At 59.2% G+C, this 16,730-nt stretch carries 13 protein-coding genes, 4 pseudogenes and 1 other annotated feature; of the genes and pseudogenes, 13 read left to right on the top strand and 4 right to left on the bottom strand.

Annotated features, from left to right (window positions below):
• The first annotated feature begins 271 nt into the window (after positions 1-271).
• Entirely contained in the window at positions 272-643 is a 372-nt protein-coding gene (locus tag XH81_RS30680) for a DUF6527 family protein (protein ID WP_271596526.1), read from the top strand.
• Between the two features lie 2,909 nt (positions 644-3,552).
• On the opposite strand, the pseudogene istB reads toward XH81_RS30680, so the two are convergent.
• The 3 genes and pseudogenes from istB to XH81_RS30655 all read right to left on the bottom strand — a co-directional run bounded on the left by istB (position 3,553) and on the right by XH81_RS30655 (position 6,360).
• Positions 3,553-4,466: pseudogene (gene istB, locus XH81_RS30670) on the bottom strand (IS21-like element helper ATPase IstB).
• Positions 4,466-5,772: pseudogene (gene istA / locus XH81_RS38780) on the bottom strand (IS21 family transposase). Before istA ends, istB begins: the two co-directional pseudogenes overlap by 1 nt.
• A gap of 351 nt (positions 5,773-6,123) precedes the next feature.
• The gene (locus tag XH81_RS30655) at positions 6,124-6,360 is read right to left on the bottom strand and encodes a hypothetical protein (protein WP_271596523.1); all 237 of its coding nucleotides are present in this window, start codon (positions 6,358-6,360) and stop codon (positions 6,124-6,126) included.
• Here XH81_RS30655 and XH81_RS38775 point away from each other — a divergent pair.
• On the top strand, positions 6,256-6,642 hold the full coding sequence (locus tag XH81_RS38775) for an SET domain-containing protein-lysine N-methyltransferase (RefSeq protein WP_442868217.1): 387 nt from the start codon (positions 6,256-6,258) through the stop codon (positions 6,640-6,642). The two genes, XH81_RS30655 and XH81_RS38775, sit on opposite strands and share 105 nt — an antisense overlap.
• A 334-nt stretch (positions 6,643-6,976) precedes the next feature.
• Positions 6,977-7,092: a sequence feature (AL1L pseudoknot), on the top strand.
• A gap of 118 nt (positions 7,093-7,210) precedes the next feature.
• Here XH81_RS38775 and XH81_RS30650 read toward each other — a convergent pair.
• Complete coding sequence (locus tag XH81_RS30650; RefSeq protein ID WP_271596774.1) at positions 7,211-7,276, bottom strand: hypothetical protein; 66 nt, start codon at positions 7,274-7,276, stop codon at positions 7,211-7,213.
• A 955-nt stretch (positions 7,277-8,231) separates the two neighbouring features.
• On the opposite strand from XH81_RS30650, the gene XH81_RS30645 reads away from it, so the two are divergent.
• The 11 genes and pseudogenes from XH81_RS30645 to XH81_RS30600 all read left to right on the top strand — a co-directional run bounded on the left by XH81_RS30645 (position 8,232) and on the right by XH81_RS30600 (position 16,620).
• Positions 8,232-10,106, top strand: a complete 1,875-nt coding sequence (locus XH81_RS30645; protein ID WP_271596522.1) for an IucA/IucC family protein — start codon at positions 8,232-8,234, stop codon at positions 10,104-10,106.
• 785 nt (positions 10,107-10,891) lie between these two features.
• A pseudogene (locus tag XH81_RS38770) lies at positions 10,892-11,148 on the top strand (DUF736 family protein).
• A 687-nt stretch (positions 11,149-11,835) separates the two neighbouring features.
• Positions 11,836-12,291, top strand: coding sequence for a CoA-binding protein (locus XH81_RS38765; protein ID WP_442868209.1), 456 nt, complete (start codon positions 11,836-11,838; stop codon positions 12,289-12,291).
• Between the two features lie 121 nt (positions 12,292-12,412).
• Entirely contained in the window at positions 12,413-12,556 is a 144-nt protein-coding gene (locus XH81_RS30640) for a hypothetical protein (RefSeq protein WP_271596773.1), read from the top strand.
• Positions 12,537-12,701, top strand: a complete 165-nt coding sequence (locus XH81_RS30635; RefSeq protein WP_333913880.1) for a hypothetical protein — start codon at positions 12,537-12,539, stop codon at positions 12,699-12,701. Before XH81_RS30640 ends, XH81_RS30635 begins: the two co-directional genes overlap by 20 nt.
• Before the next feature lie 38 nt (positions 12,702-12,739).
• On the top strand, positions 12,740-12,985 hold the full coding sequence (locus XH81_RS30630) for a hypothetical protein (RefSeq protein WP_271596521.1): 246 nt from the start codon (positions 12,740-12,742) through the stop codon (positions 12,983-12,985).
• 282 nt (positions 12,986-13,267) lie between these two features.
• Positions 13,268-13,571, top strand: a pseudogene (locus XH81_RS30620) (transposase); the annotation flags it as partial.
• A gap of 310 nt (positions 13,572-13,881) precedes the next feature.
• Positions 13,882-14,307: an IS66-like element accessory protein TnpA gene (gene tnpA, locus XH81_RS30615; RefSeq protein WP_271596519.1), complete on the top strand. Its 426-nt coding sequence runs from the start codon at positions 13,882-13,884 to the stop codon at positions 14,305-14,307.
• Entirely contained in the window at positions 14,304-14,651 is a 348-nt protein-coding gene (gene tnpB, locus XH81_RS30610; RefSeq protein WP_271596518.1) for an IS66 family insertion sequence element accessory protein TnpB, read from the top strand. Before tnpA ends, tnpB begins: the two co-directional genes overlap by 4 nt.
• Before the next feature lie 71 nt (positions 14,652-14,722).
• Positions 14,723-16,372 carry an IS66 family transposase gene (tnpC, locus tag XH81_RS30605; protein ID WP_271596517.1) on the top strand — a complete coding sequence of 550 codons (1,650 nt, stop codon included), beginning with the start codon at positions 14,723-14,725 and terminating at the stop codon, positions 16,370-16,372.
• A complete protein-coding gene (locus XH81_RS30600) occupies positions 16,369-16,620 on the top strand; it encodes a hypothetical protein (protein WP_271596516.1) in 252 nt (83 codons plus the stop codon). The genes tnpC and XH81_RS30600 overlap by 4 nt, the downstream gene beginning before the upstream one ends.
• Positions 16,621-16,730: the final 110 nt, after the last annotated feature.

The raw sequence follows: 16,730 nt of genomic DNA, 5'->3' as shown, positions 1-16,730 counted from the left end.
GCGGGCCGGTTATGTCACAGACGCGGCTGATCCAAGTCCCGTTGTCGTAACGTTTACCACTGAAGTCGCAACGATGGCCGTCAATGAGTTGTTCCAGCGGTTGAACGTCTTTAGGGGAGACAACGGTGCGGCCTCAGCGCGTACGAAGGTTCGATGAAGTAAAAGAAGCCGATCTCTTGCCTTCTGGCAAATCACGGCCAGGCTGCAAGTTGTGCGATCGGCGCCGCTACGACGGCAGAGGTGATATGGATCCATTTCTGGATACTACCTCATGATACGACTGCCACTCTCCTGGGTTCAATTTCTGATTGATATCGGGCTTCTTCGTCGTTGCCATTTCCTGGTGAAAGATGTGCCGGAGCCCCCGGATGAGTTGAGCGACGGCTTTGTTTTTCGGGAAGTGCGCGGAGGTTACCAGAAATGGCTTCACCTGAAGTGCCCTCGATGCGGCGAGCATATTCACATCCAGTTGGCAGGGGCTCGGCGCTGGACCATATCGATAGATTGGCTGAATAGGCCGACAGTCGCCCCTTCGGTCTGGCAGACGGGAAGCTGCCAAGCCCACTTTTTCATTCGCAAAGGTATTATCGATTGGTGCCGAGATGTTGGAGCACCTCGTCAGGGCGTCTCGCGATATGTCTGACGTCCATTTGCGATGTTTGCACGATCGGCCAGGGCGTCGGCGATCGTGAGCACGGCTGCCTTTTTCAAACTGACGAGGTCGCTGTTCTTGGCAGAAGGTGGCGACGGATGAGACGCTCGCGCTCGTACTTGTATCGTGCAGAGCCGTGGAGTTGTCGGAGATACTCGACTAGACGCTTCTCGGGATCTTGCACGGTCTCTGTCGCATCAGCGCCATCTATGATCGCGAGAGCCGCGAGTCGTGCGCACCTCAGGCTGGTTGCAGGATAGTGGCCTAGCATCTTAAAGCGCGGTCCTATCCGTGCATGACTAACAAGGTTTTTCGGCGTTTGCCAATGGTGATCCCGAAGGGCGAGGCTCCATCAAAGAAGTGGGTCTGGGCGTTAGCTTTTAGGTTCTGTAACGACAGCTGCATGAAGCAGATGATGGGAATTTTAGTCTCCGATCAGTCTCGAGAGCCGCCGAATTCAGGCGGCTAGGGTTAGGCGACATGGGCGCACGAATGGGTAAGCCGTTGAAACGAGGTGTCCATTTGAGGCGACACGTTCGCGCTGAGTCGTCTGATGCACGGACGCATCGCTCCAAAGACATTAACTTCAGTGTGCGCCATTGTCTGAAACTGAACGAGTATCCACGTACCCTCATCTACCTTGCGGATACGTCATGCATTGCAGCTGTTCGGCACCGAGATCATACGCCCATATCAAATTGGGCGACGCGCTCCTGGAAAAGCTTCGGTTCGTGTGACGTCCCCTCAGATCTGGAGCCGGTGACAACCTAACATCCGGATGCCTTGCGCCGCGGCGATCGAGTTTGTCCGGTCTAAATTGCGCGCACTGCCCGCCCTCAAGATGTTTTCCCCGACTATCGGCCGGGTTACCGGCGCCTTGCGTCGGCGCTGCGCTGACCCTCCAGCGAATGCTCTAAGCGTACGCGCGGATACGCAACTTGGGCTGTCTGCAGTTGGTTTTGTTCTCACTGCAAGTCAAACGTCGTAATCGGAACCGGCAGCGAAGGCGCCGCTCACATCCGCGGTCCGCGAGAGAGTCTGGAACAATCTCGATATTATGCCCGCCATGTCCCTGCGCACGTTCTCTGAAGCAGCAAATGCAGCATGACTCGATTCACAAGATCGTTGACGCAAAGTCGTTGCGGCTTGCGCACCTAAAATGGCAAAAAGGCGGTTTGACAAGCGGCTCGCCTCGACGGTACTGAGATCGCGACACCTATGGACCACAACGCAACCCTTTGAGCCGGCGCTCGTCGTGGCAGTGCCCGCGATCAACCGCTTTTGGCTGCCCTGCGAGGGTGTAACACGCAAGTATAGATCCAGCTGCGCCGAAGCACTGTTCGACGAAGCGTGACTTTTGCTCTTCACTCGTAAGATCGGCCGTCTTTATGGCGATCTTCTCAGCCGGGCTAAAGACCATTTCCCACGGCAGTTTCACTACGCTCCCGCCACGCGACCATACGTCACGCGAGGTGAGAAACTTGTAAGCCACATGACTTCGAGGCCGGAAGAACCGAACTAGGCTTGCGTCTTCAAGGCTCGTGCCAACTAGGAGGCTTTGAGTCCTAAAGCGATTGGCTCCAGCGGGCGTGTAGTGGATCCGACAACATGGCGCGAGCATGGCCGTCAGCACTACGGCGACGGTGCAGGGGCTTATTGGATAAATGGCCAGCTGTGCTCGATCATGCCTCGTCGCCTCTAGCATCTATCATTCGGTCCGTCTAATTGCTGCTTGTTGTCAAACGTTCCCCTTGAACTGGCCAACGGCAGGCCGGTAAGCGCAACTGAGTGTTGAGCTTGACCCCCGGCGCCTAATCCAGTGTGGAGTCGTTCTAGTCCAGGACGAGGGCCAGGACATGAAGGGAAATCGTTTCACCGGTGAGACTGGTATTCGGTGACCTTCATCTGCCTATTTCGCCGCGCGCAGCACGTTTTGACTGACGATCATGGAGAGAACCCACCCAAGGAGGAAAGGGCATGATCTACGTCGCACCCCATGTTTCGCTGAATTTTGTTCGTATGTACGGTGCACGAGACCGGAAAGATTATCCGGGAGGGAACGGCGTCGGGGGAAGTGCCATCGATTGTGCAGTACCAGCCATGCCTCTGAAGGCCGATCGCAACGACGCCCGTGGGATCGCACAGGTGGTAAGATCGGGATGGTTCAAGTCTGTTCATGTCAGGAGCATCGGCAGCTAAAGACCGCGGACGTTGCCAGCTGCTCGCAAGCATCTCATCCGCCCCATCGCTGCCGCAGAGGAAGTCCGCCGAGGACTTCCGCGTCCGCTCGGTCTCAAACCGGAATCCTCTTGCGGACTCTGTTCGCGACGGGAGTTCGTGAGTTGGTCGCGATGACGCCATGCTGGAGGCGATTATGTATCCGCTGCTTGCCGACGCGAAGCGCTGATGCGAGAGTACGCCCGACTCCAAAGGCCGTGCGCAGCGATCCGGCTTGCTGGCTCCTGATGACCGATGCCAGGATCGGTCCGGTCTTTGGGTTGACCTTCCGCTCCACCGTGGTCGATCCTTGGCTATTCCCGCATTCCCAATCCGTAGACGCCTACTAGTCTCCGATGAACGCTTGACGGTGCGTGTTGCACACCGGCGAGGAAGCAGTGTGGGAAGGTCGCGCTGGGCAGAAAGATGGCTGTGGTCCTTCACCGAATGTGGGTCGACGGTACCGAATTTCGATGGACGGCGCCCGCGTTAGGACGCCATCGCCATCCAAACAGACGCTCGCCGAGGCGGGTGGGATCGTCGAGTTCGCATGATTTGTCGTGGGTCCTCAAGGCGGCAGGCTACGCCGATGAGCTTGAACCAACCATTCAACCGAATCCCATCATGTGGCGCTTTGCCGACCACGAACAGAAGTAAGGTGCCCGCGGCACGCGCTTTAAGTGTCAAACGCCATCCGGAACTGCCCCCTTTGCGTCATGAAGAACTGCCCCCACCATCGACATTATGATATCGGGGTTGTTTCCGCCGGCGACGGGCCGGAGGGAGGCGGAGCCGACCGCAGGGCCGTCACCGGCGGTCGGCGGCTTGATGAGGCCGCTCTTGCGCTTGGCGCGGAGCCGATAGCTGTTGCCGCGGATCGTCAGCACGTGGCTGTGGTGGAGGAGCCGGTCGAGGATCGCGGTTGCGACCACGGGATCGGCGAACACGGTGCCCCATTCGGCAACGCTGAGGTTCGAGGTAATCAGCATGGCACCGGTTTCGTAGCGCCTGCTGACCAGCTGGAAGAACAGGTGCGCCGCATCAGGTTCGAGCGGCAGATAGCCGAGCTCGTCGACGATCAGCAGCTTTGGCTTCGACAGGGCGAGTAGCTTCTCGTCCAGGCGCCGCTCGCCATGCGCCTTGGCAAGGCCAGCGACCAGCGTCGTCGCCGTGGTGAACTGCACAGTGTAACCGGCCAGGATCGCCTCTCGCCCGAGCGCGATCGACAGGTGCGTCTTACCGACGCCCGGCGGGCCGAGCAGCAGCACGTTCTCACCGTTGGCGATCCATCGTGACGCGGCCAGGTCGCGGATCTGCTTCGGATCGATCGACGGCTGTGCCTCGAAGTCGAAGCCCGCAAGCCCTTCACGGCCGGGAAGTGCGCGAGCTTCAACGCCATGTCGATGCGGCGATGATCCTTGCGCGCGATCTCGCGTTCGCACAGCAGGATCAGCGTCTCACGCGCCGATAGGTTCGCGCGCGCCGCCTCGTCGAGCAGGCTGTCGAGCTGATCGCGGATCCCGGAGAGCTGAAGTCGCGCCAGCATGGCATCGAGCGGATCGGCCGTTGCTTCCATTTTCTTCCTTGCCCGCGCCATCAGAAGCTTCCTCCAACCACGGCTTCGTATTCGGCAAGAGGGCGCAACAACGACGGCGGTGAGGACGGCGCCAGCACCGCCACCGCGATCTCAGCCCGGCGGACCGCGCCGTTGCGACCGGCAACACCATCGAGGTGGGCGGTGTCGATGATCCGCAGCCGGCGACGCTCCGATTGCTTGTGGATCGCAACCTGGTGCAATCCATGGCGGATCCGCACCTCGCCAGCCGCGATCGTTACCGCCACGCGCTCGCCAATCAGGCGCCACGGCACCGAGTAGCTGTTCGTGTCGATCTCTACAGCGCAATCGTTGCCGACGACGCGGGTCAGTTCACGCAACGATCCGAACGAAGGTTGCCCGCTGAGCGGCTTCAACCGATGTATCTCATCACGCGCGAAGCGGATGATCGGCGCCTCGCCGGTCGTGCCGTGGATACGAACGTTCGCAACCTCGCGCTCCCACCTGTCGAGATGCGCCTCGAATGCTTCCCAGCTTGGGAAGGAATGGCCGGCGATCGCGTTCTTCTTCACGTAGCCGACGCCGTTCTCCGTCTTGCCCTTCGTGCGCGCCCGATATGGCGCGCAAGCGCGAGGACGGAAGCCCCAATGTTTGCGAAGGCGATCAGCTTGTCGTTAAACTGAACCGACCGGCTCACCGTGTCATGGCGCACGACAAGCGCCATAGGATTATCCATCAGCACTTCCTCCGGCACGCCGCCGAGGGTCGTGAATGTGCTCTCGAGCCCGGCAAACCAATGCTCCTGCCTCTCAGCCCGGAACGCACGCACATGCAGCCGCCGCGAATGCCCAAGCGTTGCCACGAACACGAATGCCTTGACTCTCGCCCCTCCGATCTCGACCAGACGCTCGCCGAAGTCGATCTGCAGCTGCCGGCCTGGCGGCGTCTCGAACCGCGTCGTCGCCAACGCCTCCGCCTTCAGCGCCTGACGATAGGGCTGCACGGCGCGTTGCAGCGTCCGCCGGCTGACTGCCACGCCTTGCTCGGCCAACAAGTCCTGGCGCACCACGTCGGCATTGCCGCGATGCCGAATGAGCCTCTCGCGCAGCCAACTCCCAAGGCCGTCGAGACGCTTCGGCCGCTCAGGCGACTTGAACGGCTTCACCCCGCCCGCCGCCACGTAGTCCTTCATCGTGTGATGGCTGCAGCCCAGCTGCCGCGCAATCCGCTTCACACCCCACCCGCACGCCCTTAGGCGCAACATCTCCGCCACGTCATCCGGCGTCTTCATCACCTGCCCCCGTGGATTACTCCACGCCGAGCCTTCAGTGATTCGTTCCTGCTTCATTCACTCTCTCCTCAGCTATCCGAGGAGGGGGCAATTCCTCATGACGCCGAGGGGGCAGTTTTCCATGGCGCGCGACACTTGAAGGGATCGAAAAAGGCAGATCGAGCATAGAAGTAGATTATCGCGATATTGAAAGAGCATGAGGTTGGCGGACGGCTGAGCTGGCTCGAAGCATGGGATCTCCGAAGTGACGATCTACAATTGGAAGGCCAGAGTTTCTGCACAACGAGCGGAGACTACCATCATTCGCAGGTTGCCAGGCTAAAGGCAGAGCGCTAGATCGCATGATCATGACAAAGGGAGCATAGCTACCTTTTTCGACAGCTAAACGGGATAGAAGCAAAAGTTGAATCAGATCGGAGACGTGACATCATGAGCCAAACTAATGACGTTTGTAAGCCGCCAGATCGCATCTACGTCGGAAGATCCAAGATAAACGGTTTCGGCTTGTTTTCGAGAAAACCCATAACGAGGGGAAATGTCATAGAAAAGCTCGAAGGCGTGGTCTGTCCCAAGGCAACCAAGAGAACGATACAAATTGATCGCGATAGACACCTTTGTAGTGAATACATAGACTTCATCAATCATTGTTGCCGCCCAAATGCCCGCCTTCAGGTGGAAGGTGGTGGCATTGTCCTGATTGCAATCGAGGAGATTGGTCGTGACAGGGACGAAGTAACGATCGACTACAACTGCTCCGAATACTCTCTCGCTGAGAGCTTCTCGTGTCGATGCTGTGAGCCTCCCAGACTTATCGCTGGATACAGTTACTTGCTAGAAACGGGTCAGGGTGACTATCTAAGTCGAATAGCGCGATTCGTGCTGCCGCATCTGTTGTCGATCTCCTCCGAATCTTTGTCTAACAATTAGATTTTGAACCGCCCCCGGAGTGCCAGAGCTCCAAGCCTGAGAGGAGGGAGCCATGACGAACGAGGCGACAAACAAGTTTTCACCCGAGCTCCGGACCCGAGCGGTTCCTATGGTTCTGGATCACGCCGGCGCACCCTTTCGCGCAGGGCGGCAGTGACGTCGATTGCGGCCAGATCGGCTGCACGCCGCAGAGGCTGCACGACTGGGCCAATAAGGCCGAGGTCGGTAGGGGGCAGCGGGCCGTGTCCCGACCGACAGGCCCGAGAAAGCCGAAGGGGCTGGAAAGGGGGAAACGTGAGCTTCGGCAGGCCAAACAAATCCTGCGCACGGTGAGCGCTGTTTTGCGACGGCGGAGCTCAACCGCCGGTCCAAGCCCATGACCGCCTTCATCGACGATCATCGTAGGGTGCATGGGGCGAGCCGATCTGAAAGTCTTGCCGAGCGTCCCCTCGATAGCATCGAATACACCTTGTTCTTGAGCCGCGTGCGATGCCGCACGACCTTGTAGCGCGTGACAAAAATAGTGGGCGTTCATACCACGCCCATTTCGCCAAGCCGCAAAGCGGAATCAGCCTGAAATGGTCACCAGTTTCTGCGGGCTATTGAACCGGCTGATGTCGCCGATCGCCGCCACGACGACGGCGGCGACCGCCAGATTCGCGCCGGTGACCGTTATCAATCGGTTGACCGCGGAGTCGTCGATGCGCGACCTCGCGGTCGAGCAGGGTTAGGTCTTCCGCCAGCCGCTCGAGCTCGCGGACGTGCCGATCGATCGCCGAGCGCTCATCGTCTGGAAGCTGTTGAGCGGCCACCCACGCCCGGCCGCGAGCGTCGAACAGATCGGTGTGCGGGCACTTCGGGACCAGGTGCGCGTGCACATCATGCACTGGCCGTGCCACGCTCGGCAGGGCATTGCAGAGCGCACTATGTCCGGTTCCAGACCCATACGGTCGAGACTCGACATTCCGCCGCGCAATCATTCCAGCGGGTGGCGGAAAGGCGAAATGTCCCCCTCTTTGTGTCTCTCATTAAGCACGATCGCCCACGGTGTCGTGGCACACCGATTGCTGAGAGACCGCGGGGCTTGTTATCGCTACTAGCGGCGGAGGAACATCCAAATTGATCACAAAGGCCAAACCGTTCGGTGCGGTTCCGATTCAAGCTGTGTCACTCCTGCCTTTGTCGAATGATGACATGGCAGGCCGTTCGTCTATGCCGTACGGCATTGGCGCGCCCTTGCGGAGGTGCTCCCACAGCCATAAGCGCAGACTGGACATTAACTCAGCGGACGTAGAGCTCGAGGGGCATTCTGTTCTCATGCTACTCTCCGCACCGTCAATGGGCTTGGCGCTCGTTATCCTGCTCTGTCACATCAATTTTGGGTTGAAGATGTTTCGAATTCTGGGGCTGATGTCGGCGCGAGGCGTTGACCTCTCAAGTCGCAGCTCATGCAACTGGCCGCGAAGCTCGAAGAGGCCATTCCTGCAAAAACCTAGTGGGCAGCTCAGCTACCACGCCACGTTCTCCACAGAGAGCGCGCCGGCCTGTTTGCTCGCCATTTTGCTGGAGGAAGTGTGATGGAGGAGAGGATGGCTTCTTCGGCAGATGCGGGGTCTAAGGCGCGCACCTCGCACCTTTGGTTGGGCGCATCGCGCAATGCCATCCGCCGGTTGATCCGCTGTCTATTCGCCGAGCGTCTTCTTGACCCAGATGCATTAATGTGGGCTCGGGAAAGCAACGAAGCATGGCTCCCCCTTTGGCGATCACGCGAGGTCCTGCATTTTACCGATTTGCACCGTGCGCCTGCCGGAACGTTTCAAAATCGAGGTTCAATTGAAGTAATAGACGAGACCGGCGCTCGCTACCGGATCGACAATCCTTCCGATCTCATCGGACAGATCGCGCCCGCCTTGGCACTCGCGCCCGCAACGGGCGACGTTCAGCGTCTAATCCGTGACGTCGAGGACAGCATGCGTAACGACGCGCTCGCACGTAGTTACCGGCAACACTGGAGCGCAGAGCTTCGAGTTAAAATAGCCGAAGCAGGAGCCCGGGATTTCCTAGAGTATCTCGAGAATCTGCCGCCGCACCTGGGGGCAATTGCTCTCGATCAGTGGGGGGCGCTGGAGGGTCACCCCTTCTATCCGACATGGAAGGCCAAATCCGGCCTGCCGCCCGAGGACGTCGTTGCCTTGTCTCCTGAGTTCGGTGCTCGCGTGCGCGTCCGAATTGCCGCGTTACGCAAAGAATGGTCCTATGTGGAGAAGATGTCGCATGTCGGCAGCTATTCAGAATGGTTCTCCCAAAACTTCCCGGAACTCTGGTGTGCCTGGGCCGAAAGCTTGAGCAAACGTGGAAAGTCCGCTGAGGACTGGCTGCCCCTGCCTGTCCATATCTGGCACCTAGACAATTGTCTGCGACGTGAATTCGCGTCCGAGATAACTTCCGGAGTTTTCGATCCGAACGGCCCGGAGATTGTAACGCTGCCGTCAATGTCGTTCCGCACAATGCTACCGGACACTCAGGAGCCGAGACCATTTATCAAATTGCCTGTGGCGATTTGGATGACCAGCGAACAGCGCATTCTGCAGGCCAAGTCAATTTACATGGGACCGCGTCTCAGCACTTTGATTTCTGAAATTCTATCAAATGAGCGGTGCCTCTCGGACAGGTTGGAGATCTTCCCAGAAGAATTGGGGGCAATCCTTCACCACCCCGCAACAGGCGACGAGCATCCGGGCCGCTTTCTTTCAGTTGTCTACCGCAACTCTGGTGCATTGACGCGAAATGATGGACTATTACCGGTCACTGTCGGAGCGCTCCTTACGGCGAGCCCGATCGACGGTCGCCCGCTCATTTGCGAATTGATTGCGAGAGACAGCGGTGAAAGCGAAGCTGTCGTGTCTTCGTTCTTCCGAGCCTATGTGGGGACAGTGATCGGGCCGATACTCACCATGTATCTGCTTTACGGAGTAGCCGTTGAGGCTCATCAGCAGAACAGTACAATTCTATTCGACCAAATCGGCCGCCCAAAAAAATTGCTACTCCGTGATTTCGGCGACGCCCGCAGCTTTGTTCCCCTGCTCAAGGAACGAGGGTACGATCTCAAGCCCTTCACTCGGGCGGGGATCTTACCGACGGCCTTTGACGACGATATCAGTATCGTGCGCTCATTCGTCATCGACGCGTGCTTCGTCTGCCACCTTCATGAGGTCGCACTGTGCCTCAACGAAATTTATAAACCGTTAGGCATATGCTTTTGGCACATCCTACGGGAAGAAACCGAGGCGGTCTTTGACGCGCTGAGGCCGCGCATGATGTCGGATGCATTCTGGCTCGAAGAACGCAAGGCGTTTCTTGACGATCCCTGGCGGACCCGTTCAGTGCTAAGGATGCATCTGGAGCGCTATCGGGACTTTCGAGTTGAGCACGAGTTGCCAAATCCGCTGGCGGGAGTGAAATGATAATGCCCCTGCGGCATCGCGTGGCTTCGGACCTGTCACATAGATGCAACCCTCCCTGAACCAACGGTTTCAGGCTTCTTGCGCTCTACGTCCGCTCGAAAAGGAATTGGCCATAAGTGTCGGTGCGGAGCGAGACAAGAAGCGTTTTCCTTCTTCAGAGCAGGATCTATGATGCGCAGGCTAACCCGCGAGTGGAGATCGCCATACGTGCTGCCTTGATCTTTAAGCCTTATTATTGATACCGGAGCCAGTGCCGCACCGGGGTCTCCTGGGTGGAGGGCCCTTCCGGCGTTCTGGTTGGCAGGACGAGGTCGTCCATGATCTAAAACGAAGAAGCCGCCCGTGGAAAGTTTGGTTTGGATGCGTCAAAGAGGATATTTCAGTTGCTTGCCGTCGACGGGGGAGCAGCCGGTCTTGCGGCGCCCTTGAGATGTGGCCAGGATCTGGTGTTCTTCAGTCGTCCGAAGTTGCTCCGGGCAAACAAGCTGGCGCGGATGGTACCTGTTGGTCAGCGGTGAACGGGTTATGGCCCGCTAGTAGAGCCGTATCGATGCCGAACTTAGCATATCTGAGAAATGCAAAGAGCTTGCCGCCAAGTTGGCAGGCCAAACCGTTGACGCGACTTTCTTCCCCTGCGCTTGCCGCCCATTCCGGGGGAGACAAGAAAGTACGTCGCTTATAGTCCTAGATCGAATCGAGGCCGCGGTGGTCGTTGGCTCGAAGCACGACAGGAGAAATGACATGGCTAACATCGCAAAAAGGTCAGCAACGATTTCCAGGGCGAGATCATCACGCTGCGGTTGGCAGGCCGTTCGTATCTCCGGCAAAGTCCAACTCTCCAACGAAAACGGGAGTCGCCGCGTCTATTTGGGTCGGACGAGATCGAGCCTGCCTGGTCGAAGCGCTCGGAGGAAGGGCCCTGACTATCTCTCACTCAAGCTCGATGATCCTGCCTTGACGCACTGATCGACGCCGACCTGTCCGACCAAGTCGTCGAAGACGCAACCTGCTCTGGTTCTGGCCGCGGAAGAACGGTATGTGACAGACTTTCGACACGGCGGTGGTCATTCGGCGGCAGCAGAGTTGTAGTGCGGCCGCTGCATCGGGACAGTCTGTCATCCCTCAGCAAACCGCCTGGATTGCGCTCACACCCGGGCTCGGACTGGGAGTATCGAATGAGAAATCCTCACTTTCGTCTGATCGCGCGGTGAATTTCGGCCATGTGATGGCTTACATCGAAGAAACGCGGCCGGTGAGCCGGCTAGATATACTCGCAACAAAAGAGGTGATCGCCTGAAGAGGGGCCAATAACTCGGTCACGACACCAGGCGTCCATTGTCTCTTGCCCAGACGCTTTCACCCATTCGGCTGCTCGGAGTTCTGATTGTCGTGCTGTTTGCTTTGATCCATCGTTCGATGTGGCGCTGATGCAGCTCCGATGTGCGTTTAGTTGGAATTTTGCTGCCCTTTTTGGCATGTTGATCGACGCGTCTCGGCGTTCACGGTTCACAGAGGGCTCTAGTATTGGACACTGGTGATCCCAGTAGGTTATGGCCAGCGCAGTATGTAAGGATTATCGGTGCGCCCCTCATTGGTCTCACTTCAGCCGTCGGCCCGCGACGACTTAGGGCGTCGAGCAGTGTCTTGAGGTCCCGGCAAGCGAGGGGCGAAAAGTTGAGACCATGAGCACAAAGTCTCGGCGGAAGAGCTACAGGGAAGAATTGGAACTATGGAAGCACACGTATCGAATACCGCCGTTTCAGCGGATAACTGGTCACCAGCGCCCGATGCGAGTCCTATCGTTAGCGGCATTCATGCGATGCTGCACCCCCGCAATATTGTACTGGTCGGTGCCACCGACAAGCCCGGGAATATGCCGAGCGCATTGGAACAATCTCATCAAGTACAAGTATCGAGGCGGGCTCTACCCTATCAATGCACGCAAATAGACGTGGTCTGGGGAGTGACTTGCTACAAGGATTTTGCTTGCCTTCCGGAAAAGCCGGACCATGTGCTTGTGCTTGTTCCGGCGCGTTTCGTGGCTCAAGTCGTGCGGGATGCTGCTGCGGCGGGCGCTCGGTCTGCAACGATCGTCACATCGGGCTCAGCGAGCTGTAGGACGAGGAGAGTCAGCAGCTTGCCGCCGAACTCAACGTCGCGGTGCGTGAGGAAGGAGTTGCAATAAGGGGCCCGAATTGCCTGTGCGAGCGAAAAGCTCTTCACCAATATCGATGACCGGATCGTGACTATGGACCAGGGGGGCGGTCGCGGTCGCAATCGCTGGCCAATCCGGAGCCATCGTGACGATGATTCGTCAGGCGTTAGAGGATCGCGGCGTCAGTGCTGGCTATATGGTCACGACAGGCAATGAGGCCGGGTTCGAGACCTCGGATCTGATGACATGTTTCGCCGCCGATCCTTTCCATCCGAGTGATCGTGGTTTACCTTGAGGGCGTGCGCAACACTCAGGCCTTTCGGAAGGCCTGCAAGCAAGCGCGTGCTGCTGGCAAACCTGTCATTGCGTTGAAACTCGGGACTTCCGAAGGCGGACGCGCCGCCATGGCGCACACCGGCTCGCTGGCGGGCTCCATTTAGTCCTTTCGATGCAATCTCGACGCGAGGGAGTGATCCGAGTGCGTGGACTCGACGAACTTGTGGAAACCACCGAATGTTTTGTTCATGCGCAACTGCGTAAAGGCAACCGCCTCGCTGCGGTGACGCTGTCCGGCGGAAAGCGTGGGCTCTTGATTGACGCATTTCATTCGATGGGGCACAATTTTCCTCCACTTAGCAGGAATGCCAGCGAGAAGCTCGCAAAATGCTCGGGCCGGGCTCGATCATTGGCAATCCGCTGGACGCGGGATTTGCTGCACTGGTAGATCCATCAGTTTACATGAAATCGATCGAAATCATGATCGACGACCCCGATATTGACATCGTCATCATTAACGCCGACTTGCCGAAGATGACTCATGAATTGCGCGAACGCAATTTGCGCATCGTCAACGGCATGGCGAGCAGCGCGACGAAGCCCGTAATCTACATCAGCGCGGTGTCCATGGGCTTTACCGAACATACAACCGCCTTGCGCAAGACATTGCCTGACATCGCTGTCATGCAAGGTATGGACCGCGCGCTCGGCGCAATCAAAGCGCTGATCCATTATGCCGCACTTCATCGCCACCGCCCTTGCCCAGGACGATGCCGAAGCGGCCAGGGCTCAGTGCCGCAAGGTCGCCGACCAGCTCCGTCCCAAACTGCCAAAGCTCTCCGCCTTTATGGATGAGGCCGAGCCGGACGTGCTCGCCTATATGAGCTTCCCGCCTCAGCACCGTGCCAAGCTGCATTCGACCAATCCGATCGAGCGCCTCAACGGCGAGATTAAGCGGCGGACTGAGGTGGTTGGCATCTCCCAAGACGCCATCGTTCGCCTCGTCGGCGCGATCCCTGCTCGAGCAGAACGACGCGGGCGTCGCGGCAACGCTGGGGTCCGAAGTGTAGACAGCAGTCGTGCGGTGCGGGAATGAGCCTCGAAAGGTGGATGTTCGCGGAGGCCGAGTGTGTCCCTAACCACGAAGGCTGCATGAGTATCGTCGATACGCGAGACGATGCCGCTCCGTCGGGGTCGATGGCCGCATCACGCACGGAAGGTAATCATCGGGACATGAGAGGCCCGACCGGGTCCGCTGGATTGGTCTCCAGCGGGGGACAGCGGCGGTATCGCTCCGGGGAGGACCGCCTTGTGCGGTTTGATGGAGGATGAAGACATAGGCGTATGACTGACCATATGCCTATGCCGAAGGTTTCCCGACTTGAAGTCGTCTCGACAGGCGCTCGACGTCGTTGGACATTGGAAGAAAAGCAGCGAATCGTCACCGAGAGCTATGGCGGGCCACGTCTGGTGTCGGTCACGGCACGACGTAACGGGCTGTCGACAAGCCAATTGTTCACGTGGCGCCGGTTGGCGCGGGAAGGCAAGTTGAGCGGGGATGCCGCGCCGGTGCTTGTTCCGGTTGAGATCACGCCTGCGGCGGCTCCGATCTCGAGTGGCGCCCCACAACCGGTGTCTTCACCGCCTGCGCAACGTGCACGGGCCGGCATTATCGAGATCGAGCTTGGCGGCGGCTGTCGCGTGCGCGTTGACCGGGACGTGGACGCGGAGGCGCTGCAGCAGGTTCTTGAGCTTCTGAGACGGCGATGATCCCGATCCCGAGCGGCGTCAGGGTCTGGATCGCCACCGGCCACACCGCCATGCGCCGCGGGATGCAAAGCCTGGCGCTTGCGGTCCAGGAGAGCCTGAAGTGCGATCCTCATGCTGGCGATCTCTACATCTTCCGGGGGCGCCGCGGCGATCTGGTCAAGATCCTCTGGCATGACGGGCTGGGCATGTCGCTCTATGCCAAGCGCCTGGATCGCGGCAAGTTCATCTGGCCTTCGGCGTCGGACGGCGCAGTATCGATCTCGGCGGCGCAGATGGCCTATATGCTGGAAGGGATCGACTGGCGGAATCCGCAACTGAGCTGGCGACCGCAGAGCGCGGGCTGATCCAGGAAAATCTGCGGCTGCTGGCATTTTGGGGAGTCCCATCGCGTCCAATCTGTGATTCACTGCGTCGCATGGATGCCGACCGCGACGCTGTTCCGGATGACATTGCCGGGCTGAAGAAGGCGCTGGCGGTCGAGCGCGCGAAGGGTTTGGAAATCGCCGCTGAACTTGCGGTCGCCCGCGCGAAAGCGTCAGAAGATGAAGCGCTGATCGCGCAGCAGAAGCTGCAGATCGCCAAGCCAAGGCATCAGATCTACGGCCAGCGCTCGGAGCGTTCGTCGCGGCTGATCGAGCAATTGGCGCTGACGTTCGAAGAGCTGGAAGTCGATGCCACCGAGCACGAGCTTGCGGCGGAACGGGCGGTGGCCAGGACGACAACGGTGCGCGGATTTACCCGCAATCGTGGCGAGCGCCAGACCTTCCCCGAGCACCTTCCTCGGGAACGGGTGGTAATCGATGGACCTACGGCTTGTGAATGCTGCGGCAGCAGTCGCCTGCGCAAGCTTGGCGAGGACGTGACGCTGACGCTGGAAGTGGTGCCGCGCCAGTGGAAGGTGATCGAGACGATCCGGGAGAAGTTCTCCTGTCGCGACTGCGAGAAGATCAGCCAGGCGCCGGCGCCATTCCATGCCGTCCCCCGGGGATGGGCTGGCCCGAGCCTGTTGGCCATGATCATGTTCGAGAAGTTCGGCCAGCATCAGCCCTTGAACCGCCAGGCCGAGCGCTACGTGCTGGAAGGCGTGCCGATCGCGCTTTCGACCATGGCAGATGCCGTAGGCGCAGTCTGTGCCTCGCTGGATCCCCTGCTGCGTTTGCTGGAAGCTCATGTCATGAGGGCCGCGCGCCTTCATGCCGATGATACGACCGTGCCGGTGCTGGCCAGGGGCAAAACCGATACGGGACGATGCTGGATCTACATCCGGGATGACCGGCCGTTTGGGGGTGCGGATCCGCCGGCGGCGATGTTCTATTACTCACGCGACCGCAAGGGCGAGCATCCCCAGGCGCATCTGGCGGGCTATGCCGGCATCCTGCAGGCCGACGCCTATGACGGGTATAACCAGCTCTATCTGGCGGGACGCCAGCCAGGCCCGATCCGGGAGGCTGCCTGCTGGTCGCATGGACGGCGCCCGTTCTTTGCCATGGCTGACATCGAAGAGAATGCCCGCCGCAAGGCCGGCGGCAAGAAGGAAATCCCGCTCTCTCCGATCGCGATCGAGGTCGTGCGGAGGATCGATGCACTGTTCGAGATCGAGCACTCCATCAATGGCAAGAGTGCCGAGGAGCGCCTTGAGGTCCGGCAGACGCTGAGCCGGCCCCTGGTCGAGGACCTCCAGGTCTATATGCGGGAGCAGCTTGCCAAGCTGTCTCGGGGGCACGACCTGGCCAAGGCGTTCAACTATATCCTGAAGCGCTGGACGAGCTTCACCTTGTTCCTCGAGGACGGGCGCGTATGCCTCTCCAACAATGCCGCCGAGCGAGGTCTGAGGGGCATTGCTCTTGGCCGAAAGTCCTGGCTGTTCTGCGGCTCCGATCGCGGCGGAAGGCGTGCGGCGGCCATGTACAGCCTCATCGTCACGGCAAAGATGAACGGCATCGACCCGCAGGCGTGGCTTACGGATATCCTGGCCCGCATCGCCGCCCATCCGGCTCATCGGCTGGACGAACTTCTGCCCTGGAATTGGACGCCGGCATCAGCACTCTCCGCTCGAGCTGCATGACCACCCACGTCAACAAGGTCCATCACGTCACCACCATCACCCAGGTCGCGAAAGACCTCGGCGAAGACGAAGATTGGCTGTGGGACATCGCCAACGAAATGGAGATCGAGGACGGCGTTATCTGGGTCTTTGGCGTTGGCGAAGACGGCGTCCAGGCGTTCACCGACTTCAGCATCGAACGCCTCATCGAGCTCATCCAAGTCTATAAAGACAATCCCGAGTTGCTCAAAGGCTGGTCGACCGAATAATCCGCTCAAGCCCGCGGCCTACGCCGGATGCTTACCAGCGGCGAGGCACTGCCAGAGCCGTTGTTCGAGCTGAGGTCGGGAGTCGGACTGGTCCATACTACCTGTGAAGT

The sequence above is a fragment of the Bradyrhizobium sp. CCBAU 25360 genome, from assembly GCF_028128695.1.
GTDB classification, from domain to species: domain Bacteria; phylum Pseudomonadota; class Alphaproteobacteria; order Rhizobiales; family Xanthobacteraceae; genus Bradyrhizobium; species Bradyrhizobium ottawaense.
The sequence above is the reverse complement of the archived record's forward strand: the minus strand, read 5'-3'. Positions and strand labels throughout refer to the sequence as shown.